We start from the raw sequence: 22262 nt of genomic DNA, 5'->3' as shown, positions 1-22262 counted from the left end.
GTGCCTTCTGGGGTCTGGCGGTGACCCTGCCCGGGTACGCCATCATGATCATGGGATCGCCTCTTCTCGCTCATGTTGAGTCCCATGGCAGGCCAGCTCTATGCGCTGCGCGAGGCAAACGAACGTCAGGCGGCACTCGATGCCGCGACTGCCGCCGCGACGGAGGTCCGCGAACGCCGACTGGCCGCGCTGGACGAACGCGCCCGCCCGATCCTGACCAGGATCGCAGAGCGGGAGGAGTTCACCGACGACGAAGTGGCGGTCGCCCGACTGATCGAGGCACAGCTCCGCGACGGGATCCGGGCACCGGGTCTCGACCATCCCCGCGTCCGCGATGCGGCGTGGCAGGCGCGCCGCCGCGGGGTCACCGTCCTGCTGCTCGACGACGGGGGTCTGGCCGCCGATGGTGAGGACACGGAGGCGGCCCGTAGGCGACTGGCCGATGCCGTTGCGCGGGTGCTCGACGAAACCGCGGACCGCCGGGTCACCGTCCGCATCGAACCACCGGGCCGTGCTGTGCTTGCATCGGTCAGTGTGGTTGGTACCAGTCGGGTGGAACGCGTGGATTTCGATGCGTCGGATCTCGCGGTCCACGAGGTGGCGGATGCAAATGCGCAGTAGATACGCCCGCGTCGACGATGGCGTCGAGCGAATCGCCGCGGGGAGCGCCCACACCGCGGAGGCAGACGTCGATGCACGCAGGCCTGCTCCGGACGTCGCCGAATACAGGTCGGACGTTGCTCGGGTCCAGCGGCTCGGATCCCGGTTCACCGGAGCCGCGTTGCTCGTCTACTGCCTGGTGTCGATGCCGGCCCTGGCCCAGAACGCCTCGTTGACGGCCGGCTGGTGGTTGCCGGTGAGCATCGCGTTGGTGGTGGTGCCGTCCGGCGCGCTGTTCGTTCTCGGTTTCCGGCGCGACACGCGCTGGGTGCTTCCGGCGGCACTGGCGTCGTCCGCGGGTTACCTCCTGGCCACGGCCCTGTGGTTCGTCGCGTGGAACGGCGAGAGCAGCGAGGGTTCCCTCCGGTGGCCGGTGTGGTTGGTGCAGTTCCCGGGCGTCCCCGCGCTCGCGTTGGTGGTGGCGCTCCGCTTCCGGTTGGCATGGACTCACCTCATCGTCGCGACCGTGCTGGTCCGCACCGCCAACCACCTCGGCCTCTACGGCGAGCCCGCGGTGTCGATGCTGCTCAGTGCACTTCTCACCATCGGCCTCACCGGGTTGTTCGTGGCGATCGCGATGGCCATGGCCACGACTGCTCAGACGCTGGACCGCACGCGTGAGGAGGCCATCGCCGCCGTGGTGTCGAGTGCATCGGAGACGGCACGAGAGGCCGAACGGGCACGCTACGACGCGCTGATCCACGACCGGGTCATCTCGTGCCTGCTCGCGATGCGGGCCGGTTCGCCCGAGCGACGGTTGGTCGACAACGCGCGCGATGCCCTCGCCGAGATGGACGCATGGCAACGGGGCGAGGTCGGGAGCGTCCGCCCTGTCTCGGCCGTCGAACTGCGGGGGCGACTGCGCTATGCGGCCACACGAATCGACGAAGCAGTCGACCTCGGCGTCGAACTGGCCGCAGAAACAGAGCCGGCCGCCGGTGTGCCGGAGCCCGACGGGGTCGCATACCCTCCCGAGGTTGCCGATGCCGTCGTCGACGCCATGTCGGAGGCACTTCGCAACAGCGTCCGCCACGCCGGACCCGACGTGGACCGTGCCGTCGTCGGGGAACTAGCTCGGTCGGATTTGTGGATCGCGGTCATCGATGACGGAGCCGGCTTCGACCCCGCCGCTGTCGACGGGCGCCGGTACGGGATCGAGGAGGGAATCCGCGGACGCATGAATGCCCTTGCAGGCGGGGGCGTAGAGCTTCGTAGCGAGATCGGTCGCGGGACGATGGTGAGGTTGTCGTGGACAAGGCGATGAACGGCGACCTCTTCGACTTCGGGTCGGCCTATGTGAGGCGTGCCCTCGTCGGCTTCGCGGCGGTGTACGTGGTCGTGACGATCGGCACCTGCACCCACATCACCTCGCCGCTGCGCTGGGCGGGGCTACTCAGCGCATTCGTGGTGCTCGTGCTCATCGCGCTGAGGCTGCAGGCCGCGCCGTGCGGCCTGTGGTGTGCCTGGCTCCTCACCGCGTGTGTCGTCGCCGCAGTCGCCCTGGCCTGGTGGTCCCTGCCGACAGACGGATACGGGGTGCTCCAGAGCGGCCCGGCGACGGTCGGAGGCGTCGTGGCCTTCACACTCCTCATGGTTCGCGGACATCCGGTCGTTGCATGGTGCGGGGCTCTCACGATGAGCGCGGTGTGCGTGGTGTGGTCGGTGAGCCGCGGCGACGGGGTCAGCGCCGGTCTGAACACCACGCTTCCGGCCTACCCGGTCCTAACCTCGATCTTTCGTGAGGTGGCGGTCGTCTGTTGGGTGGCCCGGGTGGGTGGTCTGAGGACCGGATCTCCGGGCGTAGGCCGTGAGAGGTGCCCGACGCGTCGGTGGGCGTCGGGGTTCACGGCCCCGAGGTGGAACGTCCTTTCTGGATCAGAGGTCAGGTTGGCTTGATGTCAGGCAGGTGCGGGAAGTGCTGCGAGTCTTGAGATCCCGTCGAGCAGCAGTCCAACATGTGGTGCGTGGGCGGCAAGCTTCAACCGGGTTCGGCGGGCGTGGCGGCTGATCTTGGCGGCGATCGAGAACACGCGGTGGCGCAGTCGTTTGGGTTCCCACCGGCGAGCGGGATGATCAGCGAAGGCCAGCAGCTGGGTCCAGGCGATCAGCTCGCAAGCGAGCATCACGATGGCACACCAGATGCGGTTCTGATCGAATCCGTGCAACGGAAGATTGGTCAGGCCACAGTCTTTCGCCGTGCGGACCCGGTCCTCGCAGCGTGCGCGTCGCCGGTGACGCAGTTCCAGATCGGCGAGTTGGCCACGAACGGTGTTGGTGGCGAACGCGGTCACCCGCAACCCATCACGATCGGTGAAGCGTAGCTGCGCACCTGGATGCGGGCGCTCCTTGCGCACGATCACTCGCATGCCTTCGGGCCAGCCCGATAGGTCGATCAGCCCGGTCAACTCGGCCACCCACGCCCCGTCGCGCTCGATGCCCTCGGCGTCGTAGGCCGGGGTCCAGGCCTCGGGACTGATCCGGTCGATCGCGGTTGCGGTCGCTTCGGTGAGCCCGAACCCGACCGAGTACGCCAGGCGTCGTCGGGTGAGGTAGTCGACGAACTCGTGGGTGCCGCCGGCCGAGTCGGTGCGCACCAGCACCGACTTGCCAACCCGATAGCCCGCCACGTGCGGTAGCTGCTCGAGTGCGGCGGCGGTGACCGCGATGTGATCGGCAGCGGTATTGGCACCAGCATTACCCGGGCGCAACTCGATCGCTAGGGGTTCGCCGGTGCCGTCGCTGCCGTGATCGACGAACGCACACAGCGGGTGAAAACCGAACCCCCGCTTGTAGGTTGGTGCCGCATCCTGTTTCTCCGAGTGCGCGGTCACCAAAGTGGCGTCGAGGTCGACGATCACCGGGTCAGCGACGTCGGCGTCATGGTCGGGAGCAGTGGCACCGGCTGCTGACCAGCACGCTGCCCGCGCGGCAGCACGCGCGGTCGCAATCGCCGACAGCGCCGCCGGCGCATCATCGGCCAACGTCGAGATCAGGCGCGACACCGTCGGATCAGAGGCGACCTGACCGAACACCGCCGGGTCGGCGCGTAACTGGTTGATGTCGGCCAAACAGTCGCCACCGATCGCGACCGCCACGGCCAGGTCCGAGATGATCTTGCCCGGATCATGAGTCGCCAAAGGTTTGCGCCACGGCGCCAACGCCTCGGATAATCGGCTGGTCAGACCCGTTTTCTCCGCAGCCCGGAGTAACACCGCGGCGCCGGCGTGCGACACGACCCCGGTTCCGGTGCCATCTGCAGACAGCGTGGGGTACGGCGACGTAGACTTGCTCACCTGAATGGTGCTCCTCGATCTGGTCCGATTGATACCTTCGCAAGTTCAATCATCCCAGTTCAGGGCACCATTCTTTATTCACGACACGAATTCAGCGTGAAAGCGCGAGGCTAATCCTCACGCTGTTGTCGCTCGGCATGCTCCGGCCGATGTTGTCTCGGATCGTCGAGTTGAGGGCCGAGGTCCTCAGGGCCGAGGCGGAGAAAGCGGCGACGAAGGCCGCCGCCGACGAGCGACGTCGCCACTTCGCCGATTTCGAGAGCCGCGCGCGCCCGATGCTCGAGCGTGTCGCCGCAGGAGATGTCGTCACCGACGGCGACGTGCGGCGCGCGAGACTCCTGGAGGCTCAGCTCCGCGACGGCATACGCGCGCCCGGATGGGACCGTCCCGAACTCCGCAAGGCGGTGTGGGACGCCCGCGGCAACGGCACCGAAATAGTCCTGCTCGACGACGGCGGTCTCGACGACCTCCCCGTCGGTGAGCGAATTGTCCGACATGAACGGATCACGCAGGCAGTGATCGACGAGCTCGACCGCGGCTGCGACCGGATCACGGCCCGGATCATGCCGCCGGGAAGAACAGAGCTGGCAACAGTCGTGGTGGAGCGTGACGGGATCACCGAACGCCTCGACTTCGACCACGCGGGCGGCGTCGACCCCGAGGCGGGAGAGACCAGCGGAGGGTCCGGGGTCAGCGGGTGACGACCGGCCCCTGTGCCGACCACGGGAAGTCGATCCACTTGTCCGTGGTGCGCCAGTTGTAGTCGGGCACCGTGATCGTGTGCGGCTTCTTGTACAGGACGGCGCTGCGGACCTCTGCGACCCGGCCCTGCTGCTCGCAGTACTCGATGACCAGCTTGAGCGTCTTGCCCGTGTCGGCGACGTCGTCGACGACCAGTACCCGCTGGCCGGTCAGCCCGCTCGCCTCCAGCAGCGACGGCAGCAGGACGGGCTCGGACAGTGTCTCTCCGATGCCCGTGTAGAACTCGACGATCAACGAGATCATCAACTTGCAGTCGAGGGCGTAGGCGATCGCGCCGGCCGGGATGAGACCGCCGCGGGCGATGCCGAGGATGATGTCCGGAACGTAGCCGTCGTCGGCGACCTGCTGCGCGAGTTCGCGACAGGCCGCGCCGTTGAGCTCCCAGGTGAGGATCTCGCGGTCGGGGGTGGTCATCGGGTCGCCTGCTATGTCGTTTTCGGATAGGTGCTGGACAGGAGGGGTAACGCCAAGTTGTACGGGACACGGCTGCTGTCTACCGGCGACGGCAGGACCTAGGATATCGTCCGGGTGAGCTACCTGCGAAGCGGTGCAAGGATCGCGCTGGCCGAGTAGAGTCCTGCTTTGTGCCCAACGTGACTGACCGTCAGATCAAGACTATTCCGGGGTGGTTCGCTCAGACAGATTGGGCGCTTTTCCGATTTGCTTTAGAGGAATCGAAACGGCAAGTAGGCCCAGGAGACCTCGCTGAACTCGGTGTTTACCTCGGGAAAAGCGCTGTACTCATAGGTGACTTCGTTGAAGCAGGTGAGACTTTCACTGTTCTGGATCTTTTCGGTTCGCCGGCTGAGACGGATGCGAACGCGGCGGAAAACGATAACCAATACCGGTCGTTGACCAGAGAACAATTCGAAGAGAATTACCTGAGGGTGCACGGGGAGCTTCCGGTAGTGGTTCAAGCCCCAAGTTCCGCGATCCTGAACTACGCGTCGTCCGGAACGCATCGATTCGTTCATATCGATGCTTCTCATCTCTATGACCACGTCATCGAAGATATTCGATCATCGCGCAAGTTGAGTGCACCGCAAGGTGTGGTTGTCTTCGACGACTACCGGACTTTTCATGCAGTCGGGGTATCTGCTGCCGTGTGGGAATCGATTCGGGATGGACTAAATCCAGTTGCGGTGTCAGAGGCCAAGTTGTACGCCACGTGGGGCGAACCGCAACCCTGGGTGGATGCACTGGCGACGTGGCTTCCTGCGACGGGGCTTGGGTATGAGAAGGAGTCGATTGCCGGACGGACAGTCTATCGCGTGTGGAAGAAGCCGAACGCAGTGGTAAGGGCGATCGTCGAACTCGAGAAGAGGCGTAAGTCCTGAGGTTCACGATCGGGCAGCTTGGGGATGCAGCGATCGGCAGTCTTCGTCGAGAACTGACGAGTTTGGGTGGGAAGTCTCGTCGACTCCCGCCTAGCGCATCTGGTTGACAAAAGCGAGCTATTGGGAGCGTGTCGTACGCTGGTTGCGGTTCCGTGGAAGTGCGACGGTATCCTGCATCTCGGTCATCCGATTTCGCGACGACGTCTGCGCGGCACCGCTGGCCTGCTCCGCCGAAATGTCACGGAATGTCGCGAAGCGTTGACGGGTGGGTGCGTCGCGTGGCAGCGAGCCTGCGGACCCTTGGTTTCAAATAGGGCCGAGTGAATGTGTTTTGGAGGACATATGAAGCTATCCGCCGTGGTGCCGGCCTACAATGAGGAGAGCGCGGTCGGGCGGTGCATCGAATCCCTGCTTAATCAGACGAGACCGTTCGATGAGATTATCATCGTGGACAACGCTTCCACGGACTCGACCGCTGCAGTCGTAAGTAGCTACGCGGCTCGGAATCCATCTATACGGCTAGTATCAGAATCAGTGCCGGGGATCTATCATGCGCGTCGAGCTGGATTCGATGCGGCTACGGGCGATGTTTTGGCACGCACCGATGCAGACTCGGTGGTATCTCCGAGGTGGGCCGAAGCGATTGAAGCGCATTTTGCCGGACCGCGCGGGAGTGAGTACCAGGCGCTGACAGGACCAGGGCAGTTCGGTGAGAGTCCTCCCTTCGATCCACTGCGAAAGCTCGAAAGCCGATCCAAGCTGTTTGAGAAAGGAGGCGAGGGACTGAAGTTGATCGGCCCGAATATGGTGATGTCCGTCAATGCATGGCGTGATATTCGGGACGATCTGATCGATGACAACGCGATCTTCGAAGACGCCGACGTGAGCTTGCGCTTGCTGGAGACGGGGCACAGGATCTGGTTCAGCCCAGACGTCGCGATCGAGCAGTCACCCCGTCAGTTGAGGCACTCGCCGTGGGAAAATCGGCAATACCTATTGGGTGGATACAGACTTGCCAGACTTCGTGGCGATCGCAAGCTCCTCTTGCTGAGCCTGCTGGATCTACCTTTTCGCTTCGTCTTATACACCATTTGGTGGCTGACCTACCGCCCGTGGGACCCGGAGACGAGCACGTGGCGGCCGCACCGCCTGTTCATCCGGCTGGACAGGGAGCATCCCCTCATCAGCGACTCTCGGTCTGCCTGAGGACCCGAGTGGGCAGTACGTGAGCTCTTTGTCGACCCGTGCGGGGTTTCGCGAAGGGACTACCCACGTAGTTGCCTGGCGGTAGATTCTCACGTGGCGGGTTGGCCTCGCAGTGCCTAGTCGGAAGTCCTGCAAAAGGGGCTGGAGAATCGCAGCCTCGTGAGCGCTGCGGACGCACAGGTCGAGTGCCCTGTAACCGGCGCCTGCGCTGCAGTGCTTGCCTGGTCCAAGGAGGTTTCGGCCCCGAGACGCATTATGCGAGGTCGTCAAGATGGCTGATTCCAGGATCTATGTAAGGTGTAGATGCGCTTCGGTGCCTCGTCGCACAAGCTAATGGAACCGGCAACTGGAACGATAATCAGACGGAGCCTGCGGCGCTGTGGGACGTTCAGCCAGTGGTCGCGTGATCGCTGGGCTCCTTGATGTCTACGCTGGGGTGTGCTTCGAGTAATGCTCGAAGTCGCCGTGTGAAATACCGATCGAAAGAAGAGTGCCCGTGGCTAGTGGTCAGCAGCCCCCGGACGCCATTCGCCATCCTCGGCATCGCCGGACAGGTGAAGACGCAATGGTCAACCCTGGGAACGTGTCCGTGGACTGGGATGCGGACTCTGACGAGGTCGCGGCCAAACTGAGGCGATGGCGGTTGGAGAACCAGCAACGCAAAACGGCAACGACCGTTGCTGGACTACCCGCGGAGCACGATGGCCCGTCAGTGTTGGCAGACGTCGGAGGAAGTAACGCGGGGAGTGAGGCGCAGGACCAGCATTCGAAGGTCACCCTAGGTCCGGCTAGAGCACTACCACATGACCATGAGGAGTCGGCGACGCAGAGGTGCGTGGCCGAGACGCCTACCAGGCGATCGCCGGACAGCCAATGCGCCGGCCGTGACAATGCCGCACCGGTCTCTTCTCCGTGTAGTACTCAGATTGATCGAGGAGGTTCTGTCGGTCGCGCTGCTTGGGGTCCCAGTGGTGGAACACGAGTCCTCGGTGAGTCGTCTAACGGCGGACATGTTCTGGCACACACGGTGGCTGGGAGGCGTGCAGTGGTATCGGAGCCAGATCCCAGGCTTGGCGAAGGTGCAGTGATATCGGGCAGCGAGGCTTCCCCAGCCATTCGGGCTCAGAGCCTTCACAAGCGGTTCAAGGGCACTGTCGCGGTGGCAGACGTAAGTTTCTCGGTGCCTGCGGGCAAGATTGTGGCACTCTTGGGTCCGAACGGCGCAGGCAAGACGACCACCGTGAACATGCTGTGCACGCTGCTCAAACCGGATGGCGGCTACGCCACCGTCGACGGGCACGACGTCGTCCACGACGCGGCGGCAGTACGCCGGTCCATCATGCTCACGGGACAGTTCGCTGCACTCGATGAATCCTTGACCGGTCGCGAGAACTTGATCCTGTTTGGGCGGCTGCTTGGCTTGTCGAAGCCAGCGGCGAAGAAGCGGGCCGATGAGCTGTTGGAGATCTTCTCGCTGACCGATGCGGCGAGAAAGCGGGTAAGGCAGTACTCGGGCGGAATGCGCCGGCGTATCGATATCGCCTGCGGGTTGGTGACATCGCCGAAGGTCGTGTTCCTTGATGAGCCAACCACTGGGCTTGATCCACGCAGCCGTCTGGAGGTCTGGGCATTGGTGGGACGTCTTCGCGACGAGGGGGTCACCATTCTGCTCACGACTCAGTATTTGGAAGAAGCGGATGTCCTGTCCGATGACATAGTTGTGATCGACCAGGGGCGGGTGATCGCGCAGGGCACCGCAGACGAACTTAAGGAGGCGACTGGCGCCGCGTATTGCGAAGTGACTCCAGCCGATATCGGTGACCTGGATCAGCTCCTTGGTATCCTGTCCGACCTGATTCCGGGCGGGTCGGTGCGCACCGACGACCACGTGATCGCCGTACCCGCTCCGCGTGGGACGGAAACCCTGGTGGAAGTCATCCGCCGCACCAGCGACGCCGGGATCAAGTTGTCTGACGTCGCTATGCGGCGTCCGTCACTCGACGAGGTGTTCCTGGCTCTCACCGATCCCACCCAGAACGGGAGGTAACGAATGTCTGCGCCAGTGGCGGTCGCGACGGAGTTGCGGGCGCCCGTGCAACCCCGTAGCAGGCCGGTTCAGCAATGGTGGACGCTCAGTGGCCGTGGCGTAGCCACTGTGTTCCGAAACGGCGAGTTTGTGTTTGCCTTCTTGTCTCCCGTGCTACTTGCAGTCTGCTTCTATCTACCGCTGAGTAGTGTGATGGATGTCTACGGAGTGGACTATGCGCAGTTCCTCATGCCCATCATCGTGCTTCAATCTGTCGGTTTCGCGGCCTCCTCTGCCGCAATGCGCGCTTCGTGGGATGACACAGCGGGGATCAACACTAGGTTCCGTGCTCTGCCGATGCCACCAATCGTTCCGATGTTCGCGCGGCTGACTACAAATGCATTTCTGCTGGTGGTTTCGGTGTTCTGCGCCACCATCGCCTGCTTGGTCATTGGCTGGCGTCCTATGGGAGGGGCAGTCGGGACACTGAGCCTTTACGCCGTGGCTATTATCGTGGGTCTCCTGATCGCGCTGCTTGCGGACGGCATCGGCTTGGTCGCGGGTAGCCCCCAGGCGACTAGCCAAGCATTGATGCTCCCGAGCCTAATCCTGGGAATGACGTCCTCCGGTTTCGTGCCAGTCGCCCAGTTTCCGGAGTGGATTCAGCCTTTCGTCCGGAACCAGCCGATCTCTCAGTTCGTGAATGTGATGCGTGCTTCCGATTCGGGTGATCTGACCGTGGAGATACTGACTCCGACATTGTGGTGGTGCGTCGGCATGTTCGTGGCCGCCATACTTCTGATGCGATTCGGGAACCGGAAGGTTCGCGCATGAGCACGTCATCGGCGGGCTCCGGCGGACGCGGTAGCACCGGTTCGTCCTCCGCCCCTGCAATTGGTCCGCGAGCATTCGTAGCGACCAGCGAAGCTATCCGATCGCCCATGGAGACCTCGCTGAAGGCTTGGTGGGTCCAAAGCCTTGCGCTCCTCGGAAGGCAGATCCGGGTATTCGTCCGGGATGTCCCGACGCTCGCGCAGTCCCTGCTAGTGCCTGCTCTGAGCATGATCATGTTCAAAGTGGTTCTCGGGGATGCAATCGGGAAGGCGACCGGACAGGACAGTGCTTATGGCACTGTTCCACTAGTGATCTTGGTCGGCGCGATGTTCGGGTCGATCGCGTCTGCAACCCGGTTGAACAACGAACGCCGGACTGGACTTCTGGGGCGACTATATGTACTGCCTATCAACCGTGCCGCCGACCTCACGTCTAGGCTCGCCTCGGACTTGGTGCGGATACTCACCACGACCCTTCTGTTGCTCGCTGTGGGACACCTGATCGGATTCCGCTTCACGCAAGGTCTCGGTCCAGCGATCGGCCTGGTTGTGGTGGCGCTCGCATATGGTGCGGCCTTCGGAATAATGACCCTCGCGCTCGCAGTCAATGCGTCCCCTGGAGCTCCAATCGTGCCATACCTGGGTATGCTGTCGAGTTTGTTGATGTTCTTCAATTCGGGTTTTTCCCCGCTCAGTGCATATCCCGAATGGTTGCAGCCGATCGTCGCGAATCAACCGATGACACCAGCGATCGATTTGATGCGGGCGCTGGCGGCCGGCGGGCCGCTGACGGAGAACCTGATTAAGGTGGCTGTCTGGACCGTTGCGCTACTTGCGCTCTCAGTTTATCCAGCGCTGCGTGGGTACAGGTTGGCTGCGACGGCTCGCTGACACCAAGCCTGACCGGAGTTCGTCAGCCGCCTGTTCAATAGGGTGGGACTGTCTGACCTGGCACCCTGAGACGCCAGTGAGCTCGCGGCATGTGATCGTCGCAGGTGTCGGGTCGAGGCGCGGAGGGGTCCGCAATCGTACGATGGTGAAACAGGCATCGCAGTAGAGGCCGACAGTCTCCGGTTTTCGGCGTGCCTGAGGATCAGGCCGGACGTAACGTGAGAGGTCAGCCAGGTCGATATACCGAAGTGGAGCGACGCCCGGGTGGGCGAGTAGTTTGGGGACTTCAAGGTCAAGGCTCGATGCGATTGAGACAAACAACCCAGATCGTATGATCGAGCGATAAAACAAGTCGGCCGCATGATGTTCAATCGGTGGACCCGAGTATTCGAGCAGTGAGGAGAGTCAGCGTCCGTGGCGAGCGCCGATAACTGCGACAGCGCGTACGTTGTCGGACAAGGAAGCACAGAGGTCTTACCTCTGACCGCGGCGCAGCGGGGTATGTGGTTCGCCGAGACTCTCTCCCCCGACTACTCGGTGAATATCGCGCAATACGTCGACATCCGTCACGAGCCCGATGGACTCGACATCGACCTGTTGGAACGCTGCTGCGTCGACGTCGGAAAGAGTATGGAGTTCGCGTTCGTGCGGCTCACCGAGGTCGACGGGGTGCCCATGCAGTTCGTCGACCTCGATTTCGATCAGCATGTCGACATCCTGGACTTCCGCGGTGAGCCCGATCCGGTTGGCGCGGCGATGGCCTGGATGCAGGCCGAGTACCGGAAGCCGGTCGATCTGATCGAGGACCAGTTGATCGTCATCTCGCTCCTGCGGGTGGCCGACGACCGCACCTTCTGGTACAACCGCGCACACCACATCATCATCGACGGCTATGCGGCACTGGCCATCATGCGGCGCACGGTGGACCGCTACAACGCTCTCCGTTGCGGTGAGGAGCCGAGCGACAAGGCCCCGGCGGGAATGGCGGAGATCGTCGCATTCGAGGACGCCTACCAGAAGAGCCGGCGCCGTGAGACCGATCGCCAGTACTGGCTGTCGCGGGTTGCGGACCTCCCCGAGCGGGTCACGCTGTCCCGGCACGCGGGGACCGCGCCACTGTCATTCGACAACGTGGTCGCCGGCGGTGTACTGCCTCTGGCCCAGCAGAAACGTCTCGAAGCACTCGCCGGTGAGCTCCGCAGCTCCCTCGCGGTCCTGATGTCGGCTGCGTTCGGCGCTTTTCTGTCGAGGATGACCGGCTCCGACGACATCGTCATGACCCTTCCGGTCACTGGTCGCACGACCGCCAAGATCAAGATCTCCGGCGGCATGGTGTCCAATGTCCTGCCGATTCGCCTTCGCGACGTCTCTGGGGCGACTGGCCGTGAGCTGGTCGCGGCGGCCCAGCTGGAGCTCACCGGGGCACTGCGGCACCAGCGGTACCGATCGGAGGACATTCGGCGCGACGCCGGTCTCGACGCCAATTCGGTGTCGTTCGGTCCGACGATCAACATGGTGTTCTTCGACGACAAGGTCACGATCGACGGTACGTCGATGGACTACCGGATCCTCTCGTCGGGAATTCTCGAGGATCTGCTCATCAACCTTTACCAGCGGAGTCCGGATGCGCCGCTGATGGTGGACCTGCACGGTAACCCGCATCTGTACTCACAGGCAGAGCTCGACACCCACCATCGTCGTTTCCTGACATTCGTAGAACGACTCTTCGTCGACATCGACACACCGGTCGACGCCATCCCGTTGCTACTGCCCGGTGAGGAATCCGAACTCACCCGGTTCGAACGCGGTCCTCGAAAGGAGTGGGAGAGAGGTCGGGTGGGCGACCACACCCTTCTCGATCTGTTCTCGGCCCGTGTTGCCGAGTTCCCGAACCGCGTGGCAATCGCGGATGACCAGCGCGAGCTCACATACCGCGAGTTCGGCGAGCGTGTCCGTCGTCTGTCGTCGTTTCTGCTCGCATCAGGCCTCCGGCACGGCGACAAGGTGGCCGTGGTCCTGGATCGCAGCATCGAGCAGGTCGTCGCTGTCTACGCAGTTCTCATGGCCGGTGGTGCCTACGTGCCGGTCGACCCCGACCAGCCGGAGGACCGTCGACGCCTGATCCTCGACACCGCATGTCCAACCATCATCATCGATCGACATCTTCTCGACCACGCATCCGCGGCCGCCGACGCAATGCCCTCGCCGCCGGTGGCGACCGATAGGGTCGATCCGCGTTCTGCCGCCTACGTGATCTTCACCTCGGGCTCGACCGGGGTGCCCAAAGGCGTCCAGGTCTCGCATCTCGCAGTCGTCAACCGACTGGCCTGGATGCAGGAGCACTATCGGATCGACTCGTCAGACGCCGTCCTCTACAAGACCCCGATCACGTTCGACGTATCGGTGTGGGAGTTGTTCTGGCCGCTGCAGGTCGGTGCTCGCCTCGTGGTGGCTCGGGCCGGCGGGCACCGCGACCCTGGGTACCTGCGTGATGTGATCGTGAAGCAGAGCGTGACCACCCTGCACTTCGTCCCGTCGATGCTCGACGTGTTCGTGGAAGCGGCCGAGGCCGACGAACCGGTGATTCCGTCGACCGTACGTCGTGTCTTCACTTCCGGGGAGGCGCTCCCGTCGACCCTCGCGACCGATGTGGTCGAGCGCTCCGACGCCGATTTGGTCAATCTCTACGGACCCACCGAGGCGGCCGTGGATGTCACCGAGTACCGGGTTGCCGGAGGCGAGGCTCGTGTGCCGATCGGGCGGCCGGTCCCGAACACGGACATGTACGTGCTCGATGCTCGGCTACGCCGCGTGCCTGTGGGAGTCGTCGGCGAGCTGTTCCTGGCGGGCACTCAGATTGCTGACGGGTACCTCGACCGTGGAGGCCTGACCTCAGAGAGGTTTGTCGCCGATCCGTTCGGTAACGGCACTCGTATGTATCGCACGGGCGACCTCGTGCGGTGGACCGCGAGCGGCGCGTTGGAGTACCTCGGGCGCGTCGACTTCCAGGTCAAGATCCGTGGGCAGCGGGTCGAGTTGGGGGAGATCGAATCCGTCCTCCTGGCGGAGGGCTCGGTCTCCGCAGCGGTTGCCACTGTCCGTACCGACGCAGGCGGCGCTGCGGTGGTCGCCTACGTGAAGGCCCGTGACACGGCAACACCCACGCAAGTGGTCATCGATCGGCAGATGCGGGCGGCACGGAACCACCTGCCCGGTCACATGGTTCCGTCCGCCATTGTTGTCCTCGAGGCCTTCCCGGTGAACGCCTCGGGCAAGCTCGACCGGAAGGCGTTGCCCGCACCGGCGACCTCTGACTCCGAGGAAAGGGAGTACATTCCCCCGCGAACCCCTGTCGAGGTGCAGCTCGCCGGGACTATCGGCCATGTTCTCGGTGTCGAGCAGGTCGGCATGAGGGACAATATCTTTGCCCTGGGCGCCGACAGCCTGACCGCTGCGCGTCTGTCGTCGAGGCTTCGGAAGGAGTACTCACGGGCGGTCACGCTCAGCGACATCTTCAACAGCACCGATGTGGGTCACCTCGCCTCGATCATCTCGGAGGCCGCCGAATTGGAGCCGCGACCCCATCTGCGGCGCGTCCGTAGGCCGGACGTCATCCCGGTCTCCTATGCGCAAGCACGGCTGTGGTTCATCAACAGGATGGACCCGTCGGCGGGCACCTACAACATGCCCGGTGCCGTGCGCATGCGTGGCGCACTCGACATCGACGCGCTCAGAGCAGCGGTACGCGATGTGGTCGTACGGCACGAGCCGCTTCGGACCCGGTTCCCGTCGATCGACGGGGAGCCGATCCAGGAGATCCTCGACGTCGACGACATCGACCCCTTTGTGACGCTGAACGTGGTCAACACCACGGAAACGGAGTTGAAGGACGCGTTGACGGCCCAGGCCGCCGCCGGATTCGACCTGGTCGCGCAGGCACCGTTCCGAGCTGCCCTGTTCCAGACGAACACGGACGACAACGTCCTGATGGTGGTCCTGCACCACATCGTCGGTGACGGTGCATCCCTGCAACCGCTGATCGTCGACCTGTTGACCGCGTACGGAGCCAGGGCCGACGGCGTCGAGCCTGCGTGGGAGCCGCTACCGATCCAATACGCGGACTTCGCCGTGTGGCAGCGCGAGGTCCTGGGGTCGCCGGACGACGAGACCTCGAGGCTTCGGCGTGAACTCGACTACTGGAGCGGGCAACTAACCGGACAGCCGGACCTGCTCGTGCTGCCCACCGACCGACCCCGTCCGCAGATCCCCACGGGCCGCGGCGGCTACGTGGATGTCGAACTGACCCCCGATCAGGTCGCGCGCATCCGATCGCTGGCGGGACGATACGGTGTCACCACCTTCACGGTGCTTCACGCCGCCCTTGCCGCATTGCTCGCGCGCCTCGGCGACACCGACGACGTCTCGATCGGCACCGCGGTGGCGGGGCGTGACGAACCCGAATTGGCGGACCTCGTGGGGATGTTCGTGAACACCGTCGTCCTCAGGACGAAGCTCGGCCCCGAAGACACCGTCGCCGACCTGCTGGAACGAGCACACCGAACCCGTACCGGCGCTCTCGAGCACTCGCAGGTCCCCTTCGAGATGGTCGTCGACGAGGTGTCGCCGAGCCGGTCGCGCTCGCACAGCCCGCTCTTTCAGGTGGGCTTCACGCTGCACCGCGACGCGTCGGCGCTGTTGGCCCAACAGGGCGAGCTGGAGGTCCTCGACATCCGTGTTCCGTCCGCGAAGTACGACCTCGCGGTGAGCGCCACCGAATCCGCAGGCTTCGGACGAGAGCGCCTCGCACTCGAATTCTCCTACGCCACCGACCTTTTCGATCGGTCCACTGTGGAGTCGTGGGCGGACATGCTGATTCGTCTCCTTGACCAGATGGCGGCATCGCCGAGTTCGGCGCTCGGCAGGTTCGACATCCTGCCCGGTGACGAGGTGCGTCGGCTGATTGCCGCACCGTCGGGCCGCCGCCCTGTCCTCTTCTCCGAGTTACTCGTCCATGGTTCCTCCGGGATCGTGGCGCCGCGTGTGCACGCCGGCGAGCAGATCACGCCGGAAGTGTTCGACGCGCGCGCGAATCAGCTTGGCCGCGAGCTGATGTCGCGAGGCGTGGGACCGGGTGACGTGGTCGCGATCAGCATGCGTCGGTCGGCCGCTTCGGTTCTGAGTACGATCGCCGTAATCCGCACCGGGGCCGCGTTCGTCACGGTCGACCCGGGGCATCCCGCCGAGCGGCGGTCGGCCATGGTCGCCGATAGCGGTGCGCGGGTCGGACTGACGACGGTGGGCTCCGGCGCCGAGGACATCGTCGGCGACACGGAATGGATCGCGGTCGATGACAGCGAGACCGAGTTGCGGCTCGCGGGTCATTCGCCGGCTCCGATCGCCGCAGGCGAACTGGTACGTCCTTCGCGCGTCGACGACATGGCGTACCTGATCTACACCTCGGGATCCACCGGTACTCCGAAGGCTGCTGCCATCAGCCATCGCGGGCTGGCGAACATGATGGCCAACCAGCGAGAGCTCTTGGGCATCGGAGACGACTCCCGAGTGCTCCACGTCGCGTCCCCGAGTTTTGACGCATCGGTTTTCGAGCTGACAATGGCGTTCGGTTCTGCAGGTCACCTCATCGTAGCCGACCCGGACACCTACGCTGGGGAGTCGCTCGAGCGCCTGATCACCGAGACCGGCGTGACGCATGTCGTCATGACACCTTCTGCGCTGGCCACTCTCGAAACGGCTGCGGTGCCTTCGCTGACCACCGTGCTCAGCGTCGGCGAAGCGTGCCCGCCAGAACTCATGCGTCGCTGGGTGTCTGCCGGGAAGCGGTTCTTCAATCTTTACGGCCCGACCGAGACGACGATCTGGGCCACCGCTGATGGGCCCTTCCACGTCTCGGACGACATCACCATCGGCTCGGCTGTGCCAGGGGTCGGGGCGCTCGTGCTCGACCGCGGGCTCCGGCCGACGCCGCCGGGCGTGGTGGGCGAACTGTACCTCACCGGGGAACAACTGGCGATCGGCTATCTCGGCCGCCCGGGACTGACCGCAGAGCGCTTCGTGGCCAACCCGTTCGGGTCCGGCGATCGCATGTACCGCTCCGGCGACCGCGTCGTCCGTCGTCCCGATGGAAGGCTGGTCTATCACGGCCGTGACGACTTCCAGCTGAAGGTCCGCGGACTCCGCATCGAGCTCGGCGAGGTCGACAACGCCCTGATGTCGCACCCTGACGTCGCCAATGCGGTGAGTCTCGGGGTCAAGGGGCCGGCGGGGGAGGATGTCCTGGTGGCGTACGTGACCCCGGCCGAGGGGAAGTCGCCGATGCCCGAAGCGGTCACCGAGCATGTGGCGGCATTGCTGCCTCGCTATATGGTCCCGCACACCGTCGTCGTGGTCGATTCGTTCGAGCTGACCGGCGTCGGGAAGATCGATCGCTCGAAGCTCCCGCCCGTCGACTTCAGTGCCACCAAGGACTTCGTACCTCCACGCACGCAACTCGAGGCCATCGTCGCCGAGGTCTTCGCCCAGGTTCTCGGGATCGAACGCGTCAGCGTGCACGACGGATTCTTCGAACTGGGCGGCAACTCGCTGTCGGCGACCAAGGTGGCGGCTCGGCTTTCTGCTGCACTGGAGCGGCAGGTCCCCGTCAAGGCGATCTTCGAGGCGGATGACGTCGCCCGCTTGGCCGAGTACATCACCAATAGTCTCTCGGGGCATTCGTCGGTGCCGCTGGTTGCCCGGCAGCGCGCCGAAATGGTCCCGGTATCGGCCGTGCAGCGCGGCATGTGGCTGATCGCACGCGCCGACCCGGAATCGCCGGCATACAACGTCGCTCTCGCGCTCGAACTGCGAGGTCGACTGGACGTGGACGCACTGCGGGCTGCGGTCGGCGATCTGCTCCGCCGCCATGAGTCGCTGCGCACGAGCTACCCGATGATCAACGGCGAACCCATGCAGGTCATCAGCCCGCCAGACGAGATTGTCGGACTGGGGCTGGAGGCCACCCCGGTGCACGGCAGCGTGCACGATGCGATCGCCGCGGTCACAAGCCGTGGATTCGACATCACCACGGCTCCGCCGGTGCGGCTCGCACTGCTCCGGGTCGACGAGGACGAGCACATCCTGGTGTTTGTCGCGCACCACATCAGCGCAGACGGGGCGTCGATGGCCCCGCTGGCGCGGGATCTGATGACGGCGTACGCATCTCGGCGTGACGGCCGGTCGCCGTCGTGGGCGCCGCTGCCGGTCCAATACGCCGACTTCTCGCTGTGGCAGGCCGAGCGCCTTGCCTCAGCGGGGGAGGACGGCGTCACGGAGGCCGAACGCCAACTCGGTTACTGGGTCGATCGACTCGCGGGTGTCCCGGAGACGATCGACCTGCCGACCGATCGTCCGCGCCCGAAGACCCCGTCGTACGTCGGTGACCAAGTCGAGTTCGAGATCTCCGACGAACTCGTCCGATCGTTGGAAGCGGTGGCACGCGCGAACAACACCACACTGTTCATGGTCACCCACGCCGCGTTCGCCGTGTTGCTGTCGCGACTGAGCGGCCGGAACGACCTGGTCATCGGCACGCCCTACGCCGGTAGGGGCGAGCAGGCGCTCGACGAGGTCGTCGGCATGTTCGTCAACAGTCTCGCGCTGCGTACCCAGGTCGACCAGGGCGAGAGGTTCACCGACCTGCTGGCCCGGGTGCGCCGTGAAGACCTCGCGGACATGGCGAACACCGATGTCGCCTTCGACACAATCGTGGCCAAAGTCGTCGGTGCGCCGACGCGGTCGCACAATCCGTTGTTCCAGGTGATGTTCTGGTTCCAGAACATCGAGTTCCCGACACTCGAACTCGATGACGTCGTGGTCTCGCCGGTGCCGGAGCGGGTCGTTCCGGCGAAGGTGGACCTGCAGCTCACGCTGTATCCGCCGGCCGTCGGCCTCGACAACGGGGTGAACCGGACCGATATGAAGGCCCAGTTCATCTACGCCACGGACCTGTTCGACAGATCGACGGTGGAGGCATTTGCCGAGCGCTACCTGCGTATTCTGGCCGAGATCGTGTCCAATCCGGAGATCGTCGTCGGTGACATCAATATCTTCACCACCGACGAGCAAGCCGACGAAGCTACGGCGACGAGTTCGCAGGAACTGCGTCTCGTGGATCTGGTCGCCGCGGCCGCCGATGTCGATCCGACGGCGACGGCCCTGGTCCACGAAGGTACGACCGTCCAGTTCGGACAGTTGTCGGTACTCGTGAAGGCGATGGCGGCGGCCCTGCCCGGGTCGGACGCCGACGGAACCCTCACAATGGCGTTGATGAGTGCGGTACCGGGGTTGGCGGCTGGGGGGCCGACCGCACTCGATGTGGCATTGCGCGCACTTCGGTCGAATGCTGCATCAACTCTTGATCTGTCCACTGCTGGAGAAGGAAACACCGCGACGTGACCGTCGACTCTGACGCCGCTGACATCACTCTCGTTTGGGGCGCTCGACCGTCCACCCTGAACTTGATCGCCTACGCCGCGTCGGCGGCCCCCCAGGCGGTTGCGTTTGAGGGCAAGGCGGGCTCCGTGACCTTCGAAGCTCTGAATGCGGCGGTCTCGATGACCGCCGGTGTGCTGGCAGCCCAGGGGCTCGACGCCGAAGCAGCAGTTGGTGCCGCGGTGACAGGCCAGTTGTCGTTGGAAGGACTCGCGCCAACGGAGATCGCCTCGGCGACAAACGCTGCGATCGAGAGCATCAGGGCTGCGGCATGTGGTGTCGCTGGAAGCCAGGACTTCGGATCACTGGCCGGCCTGTTCCGGTCGTCGGGTCCATCGATTCGCGGATCGAATCGCGCTCACGGACCTTGAGGGTGCGTCACTGACATATGCGGAGCTCGATGCCCGTTCCGATGCGATCGCTCGTGGCCTGCAGGCAGTGGGTGCAGGTCCAGAGCGTCTGGTGGGCGTGGCCCTGCCGCGAAATGCCGAGTTGATCGTGGCACTGCTGGGCGTCGTCAAGTCCGGCGCTGCCTACTTGCCTCTGGACCGTTCGCACCCTCTCGAACGTCTCGCCATGATCGTCGAAGACGCGCGACCGGTGCTCATCCTCACCGATGAGGCGCTCATCGAGGAGTGGTCGGATCTCGGGTCCCGCCTGTCCACGGTCGAGGACATGGCTGCCAACGGCCAGGGCTCGGGCGCTGACGACGAATCAGCATGGCTCCCGCAATGCATAAATCCGCAGCATCCGGCGTACGTGATGTACACATCCGGGTCCACGGGAAAGCCGAAGGGCGTTGTGGTCACACACGCCGATGTCGTGACCCTCCTGTCGGCGATGGCCCGGGAGTACGACTTCACCGAGAGCGATGTCTGGACGATGTTCCAGTCGTACGCGTTCGACGTCTCGGTCGGGGAGATCTGGGTTGCGCTGTCGTTCGGTGGACGACTCGTGGTGTTGGACTACATCACAACACGGTCGCCGGGAGACTTCGTCGACGTTCTCGCACGCGAACAGGTCACCGTGGTGAACCTGACCCCGTCCGCGTTTTACCAGCTTGCCGGGGCGGTACGTCCTCCGGCGAACGGCGTCTTGTCGCCGAGCATCCGCTGCATCATCATGGTCGGTGAGGCGCTGGACTTCGAGCAGGTGCGTCGCTGGCACACCGATCGGCGGGCCTTGGACGGCAACGACGGTCCGCAGCTGAACAACATGTACGGGCCCACCGAGGCCACGGTCTACATGACCCGACGGATTCTCACACCCGAGTTCGTGGCATCCACTCTGGCGAGCGACGTCGGCATGCCTCTAGACGGTTCTCACACCTACGTGTTGGACAGCCGTCTCCGGAAAGTGCCAGAGGGTGTTCCGGGAGACCTCTACATCGCAGGCGATCAACTCGCCCGAGGCTACGCGGGACGATTTGCACTCAATGCAACGCGATTCGTCGCCGATCCGTACGGTCCCGAGGGGACGCGGATGTATCAGACCGGTGACGTCGCCATCGTCCGCAACGGCTCGCTCGAGTTCTTGGGACGCAGCGACAATCAGGTCAAACTCCGTGGCTTCCGAATCGAACTCGGCGAGGTGGAGGCGGCGCTGCTCGCCCACCCGGGTGTGAACGCAGCTGCGGCCTCGATCCACGAACGCGACGACCATCCCGCACAGCTCGTCGGGTACGTCGTGGGTGCGGCTGCCGACGGCGGTGCCCTCGACACCTCCGAGGTCAGGACTGCTGCGGCATCGAAAGTCCCCGACTACATGGTCCCGGACATCATCATGGTCCTCGATCAGTTGCCGCTGAACGTGAACGGAAAGCTCGATCGAAAGGCATTGCCCGAGCCTGTGATCGAGGCTCGCGCGGCGTACGAGCCGCCCGCCGATGACACCGAGCGTGTCTTGGTGGACCTGTTCACAGAGGTGCTGGGGCTCGACGACATCAGCGTTACCGAATCCATTTTCGACGTCGGTGGTAATTCACTGATCGCTGCGCAGATCGTCGGGCGCGCATGCGAGGTGCTCGGCGTGGACCTCAACATGCGTGACCTGTTCGATGCGCCCACTGTCCGTGGACTCGCGGCGCGTGTGAAAGACGCTCAGCCGGGCTTGGCCCCGATCACGGCGGCGGACCCGCGTCCGGTCGAAGTCCCGTTGTCATTCGCCCAGCAGCGAATGTGGTTCATCAACCGGTTCGATCCGGACAGCCCGTCCTACAACATCCCGGTCCTGCTGAAGATCTCGGGGGAGCTTGACATCGATGCCCTCCATGATGCGGTCGTGGACCTGATCACCCGTCAGGAACTCCTGCGGACGGTGTTCCCGGCGACAGACGGGCGACCGCGCCAGGAGGTGCTCGCGGTCGAGGATGCTGTGGATCGACTCGACTGGTTGGTCACCGACTCGCCAGAGGCGTTCGAGTCGGCAGTGAGCGCAGGCTTCGATGTCGCTGTACAGACTCCTCTTCGAGTTGCGCTGCTGCGCCAGGCACCTGGTGAGACCGTGCTGGGCGTGGTCGTCCATCACATTGCGGCTGATGGCGAGTCGATGCGACCGCTGGTCGCCGATCTGCTGACCGCATACACCGCACGCGCGATGGGTAGTGCCCCTGCATTTACGCCACTTGAGGTCCAGTTTGCCGACTTTGCGCTATGGCAGCACCAAACCTTTGGCCAGGCCGACGACCCGACATCACTTCTGGGGCGCCAGCTCGCATACTGGCGTGAAACCCTAGCGGACCTCCCCAGCGTCATCGACCTGCCCACCG

General features: G+C 64.3%; 14 protein-coding genes (1 of these 14 running past the window's edge). 12 read left to right on the top strand and 2 right to left on the bottom strand.

All coding sequences use genetic code 11. The features are described from left to right. The first annotated feature begins 84 nt into the window (after positions 1-84). Genes E1P53_RS07855 through E1P53_RS07845 form a run of 3 tightly spaced genes read left to right on the top strand, consistent with a single transcriptional unit; the run spans position 85 to position 2556 of the window. Positions 85-621 (top strand): hypothetical protein, encoded by a 537-nt coding sequence (locus E1P53_RS07855; RefSeq protein WP_244941138.1) that lies wholly within the window; start codon positions 85-87, stop codon positions 619-621. Next, positions 611-1924 (top strand): sensor histidine kinase, encoded by a 1314-nt coding sequence (locus tag E1P53_RS07850; protein WP_131733948.1) that lies wholly within the window; start codon positions 611-613, stop codon positions 1922-1924. The genes E1P53_RS07855 and E1P53_RS07850 overlap by 11 nt, the downstream gene beginning before the upstream one ends. Further along, a complete protein-coding gene (locus E1P53_RS07845) occupies positions 1909-2556 on the top strand; it encodes a DUF8320 family protein (RefSeq protein ID WP_131733947.1) in 648 nt (215 codons plus the stop codon). Before E1P53_RS07850 ends, E1P53_RS07845 begins: the two co-directional genes overlap by 16 nt. Before the next feature lie 2 nt (positions 2557-2558). On the opposite strand, the gene E1P53_RS07840 is transcribed toward E1P53_RS07845, so the two are convergent. Then, positions 2559-3953: an IS1380 family transposase gene (locus tag E1P53_RS07840; RefSeq protein ID WP_131733946.1), complete on the bottom strand. Its 1395-nt coding sequence runs from the start codon at positions 3951-3953 to the stop codon at positions 2559-2561. Between the two features lie 149 nt (positions 3954-4102). Here E1P53_RS07840 and E1P53_RS07835 point away from each other — a divergent pair, with 149 nt between their 5' ends. After that, entirely contained in the window at positions 4103-4654 is a 552-nt protein-coding gene (locus tag E1P53_RS07835; RefSeq protein WP_131733945.1) for a hypothetical protein, read from the top strand. Here the strand turns inward: E1P53_RS07835 and E1P53_RS07830 are convergent. Then, positions 4644-5129, bottom strand: a complete 486-nt coding sequence (locus tag E1P53_RS07830; RefSeq protein WP_131733944.1) for a phosphoribosyltransferase — start codon at positions 5127-5129, stop codon at positions 4644-4646. The genes E1P53_RS07835 and E1P53_RS07830 overlap by 11 nt on opposite strands. 170 nt (positions 5130-5299) lie before the next feature. Between E1P53_RS07830 and E1P53_RS07825 the strand changes: the two genes are divergently transcribed. From E1P53_RS07825 to E1P53_RS07795, 8 genes are all read left to right on the top strand, one after another. After that, positions 5300-6052: a class I SAM-dependent methyltransferase gene (locus E1P53_RS07825; RefSeq protein WP_131733943.1), complete on the top strand. Its 753-nt coding sequence runs from the start codon at positions 5300-5302 to the stop codon at positions 6050-6052. A gap of 324 nt (positions 6053-6376) precedes the next feature. Further along, positions 6377-7258 carry a glycosyltransferase gene (locus E1P53_RS07820; RefSeq protein ID WP_131733942.1) on the top strand — a complete coding sequence of 294 codons (882 nt, stop codon included), beginning with the start codon at positions 6377-6379 and terminating at the stop codon, positions 7256-7258. Positions 7259-7841: 583 nt separating this feature from the next. Further along, positions 7842-9305 carry an efflux ABC transporter ATPase subunit, DrrA-related gene (locus E1P53_RS20710; protein ID WP_407066430.1) on the top strand — a complete coding sequence of 488 codons (1464 nt, stop codon included), beginning with the start codon at positions 7842-7844 and terminating at the stop codon, positions 9303-9305. A 3-nt stretch (positions 9306-9308) separates the two neighbouring features. After that, positions 9309-10118: an ABC transporter permease gene (locus tag E1P53_RS07810; protein ID WP_131733941.1), complete on the top strand. Its 810-nt coding sequence runs from the start codon at positions 9309-9311 to the stop codon at positions 10116-10118. Beyond that, positions 10115-11008, top strand: a complete 894-nt coding sequence (locus tag E1P53_RS07805) for an ABC transporter permease (protein ID WP_131733940.1) — start codon at positions 10115-10117, stop codon at positions 11006-11008. Before E1P53_RS07810 ends, E1P53_RS07805 begins: the two co-directional genes overlap by 4 nt. A 414-nt stretch (positions 11009-11422) precedes the next feature. Then, entirely contained in the window at positions 11423-19459 is an 8037-nt protein-coding gene (locus E1P53_RS07800; protein WP_131733939.1) for a non-ribosomal peptide synthetase, read from the top strand. Continuing rightward, positions 19456-19866, top strand: coding sequence for a hypothetical protein (locus E1P53_RS20415; protein WP_165484405.1), 411 nt, complete (start codon positions 19456-19458; stop codon positions 19864-19866). The genes E1P53_RS07800 and E1P53_RS20415 overlap by 4 nt, the downstream gene beginning before the upstream one ends. After that, positions 19769-22262, top strand: partial view of a non-ribosomal peptide synthase/polyketide synthase gene (locus tag E1P53_RS07795; RefSeq protein WP_342353775.1) — the start only. It continues 21311 nt past the right edge of the window; 2494 of the gene's 23805 nt are visible here — the first part of the coding sequence; its start codon is at positions 19769-19771; the stop codon falls past the right edge of the window. The genes E1P53_RS20415 and E1P53_RS07795 overlap by 98 nt, the downstream gene beginning before the upstream one ends.

This window comes from Gordonia paraffinivorans, assembly GCF_900683595.1.
GTDB classification, from domain to species: Bacteria; Actinomycetota; Actinomycetes; order Mycobacteriales; family Mycobacteriaceae; genus Gordonia; species Gordonia paraffinivorans.
This window is presented reverse-complemented; position numbering and strand designations above follow the sequence as displayed.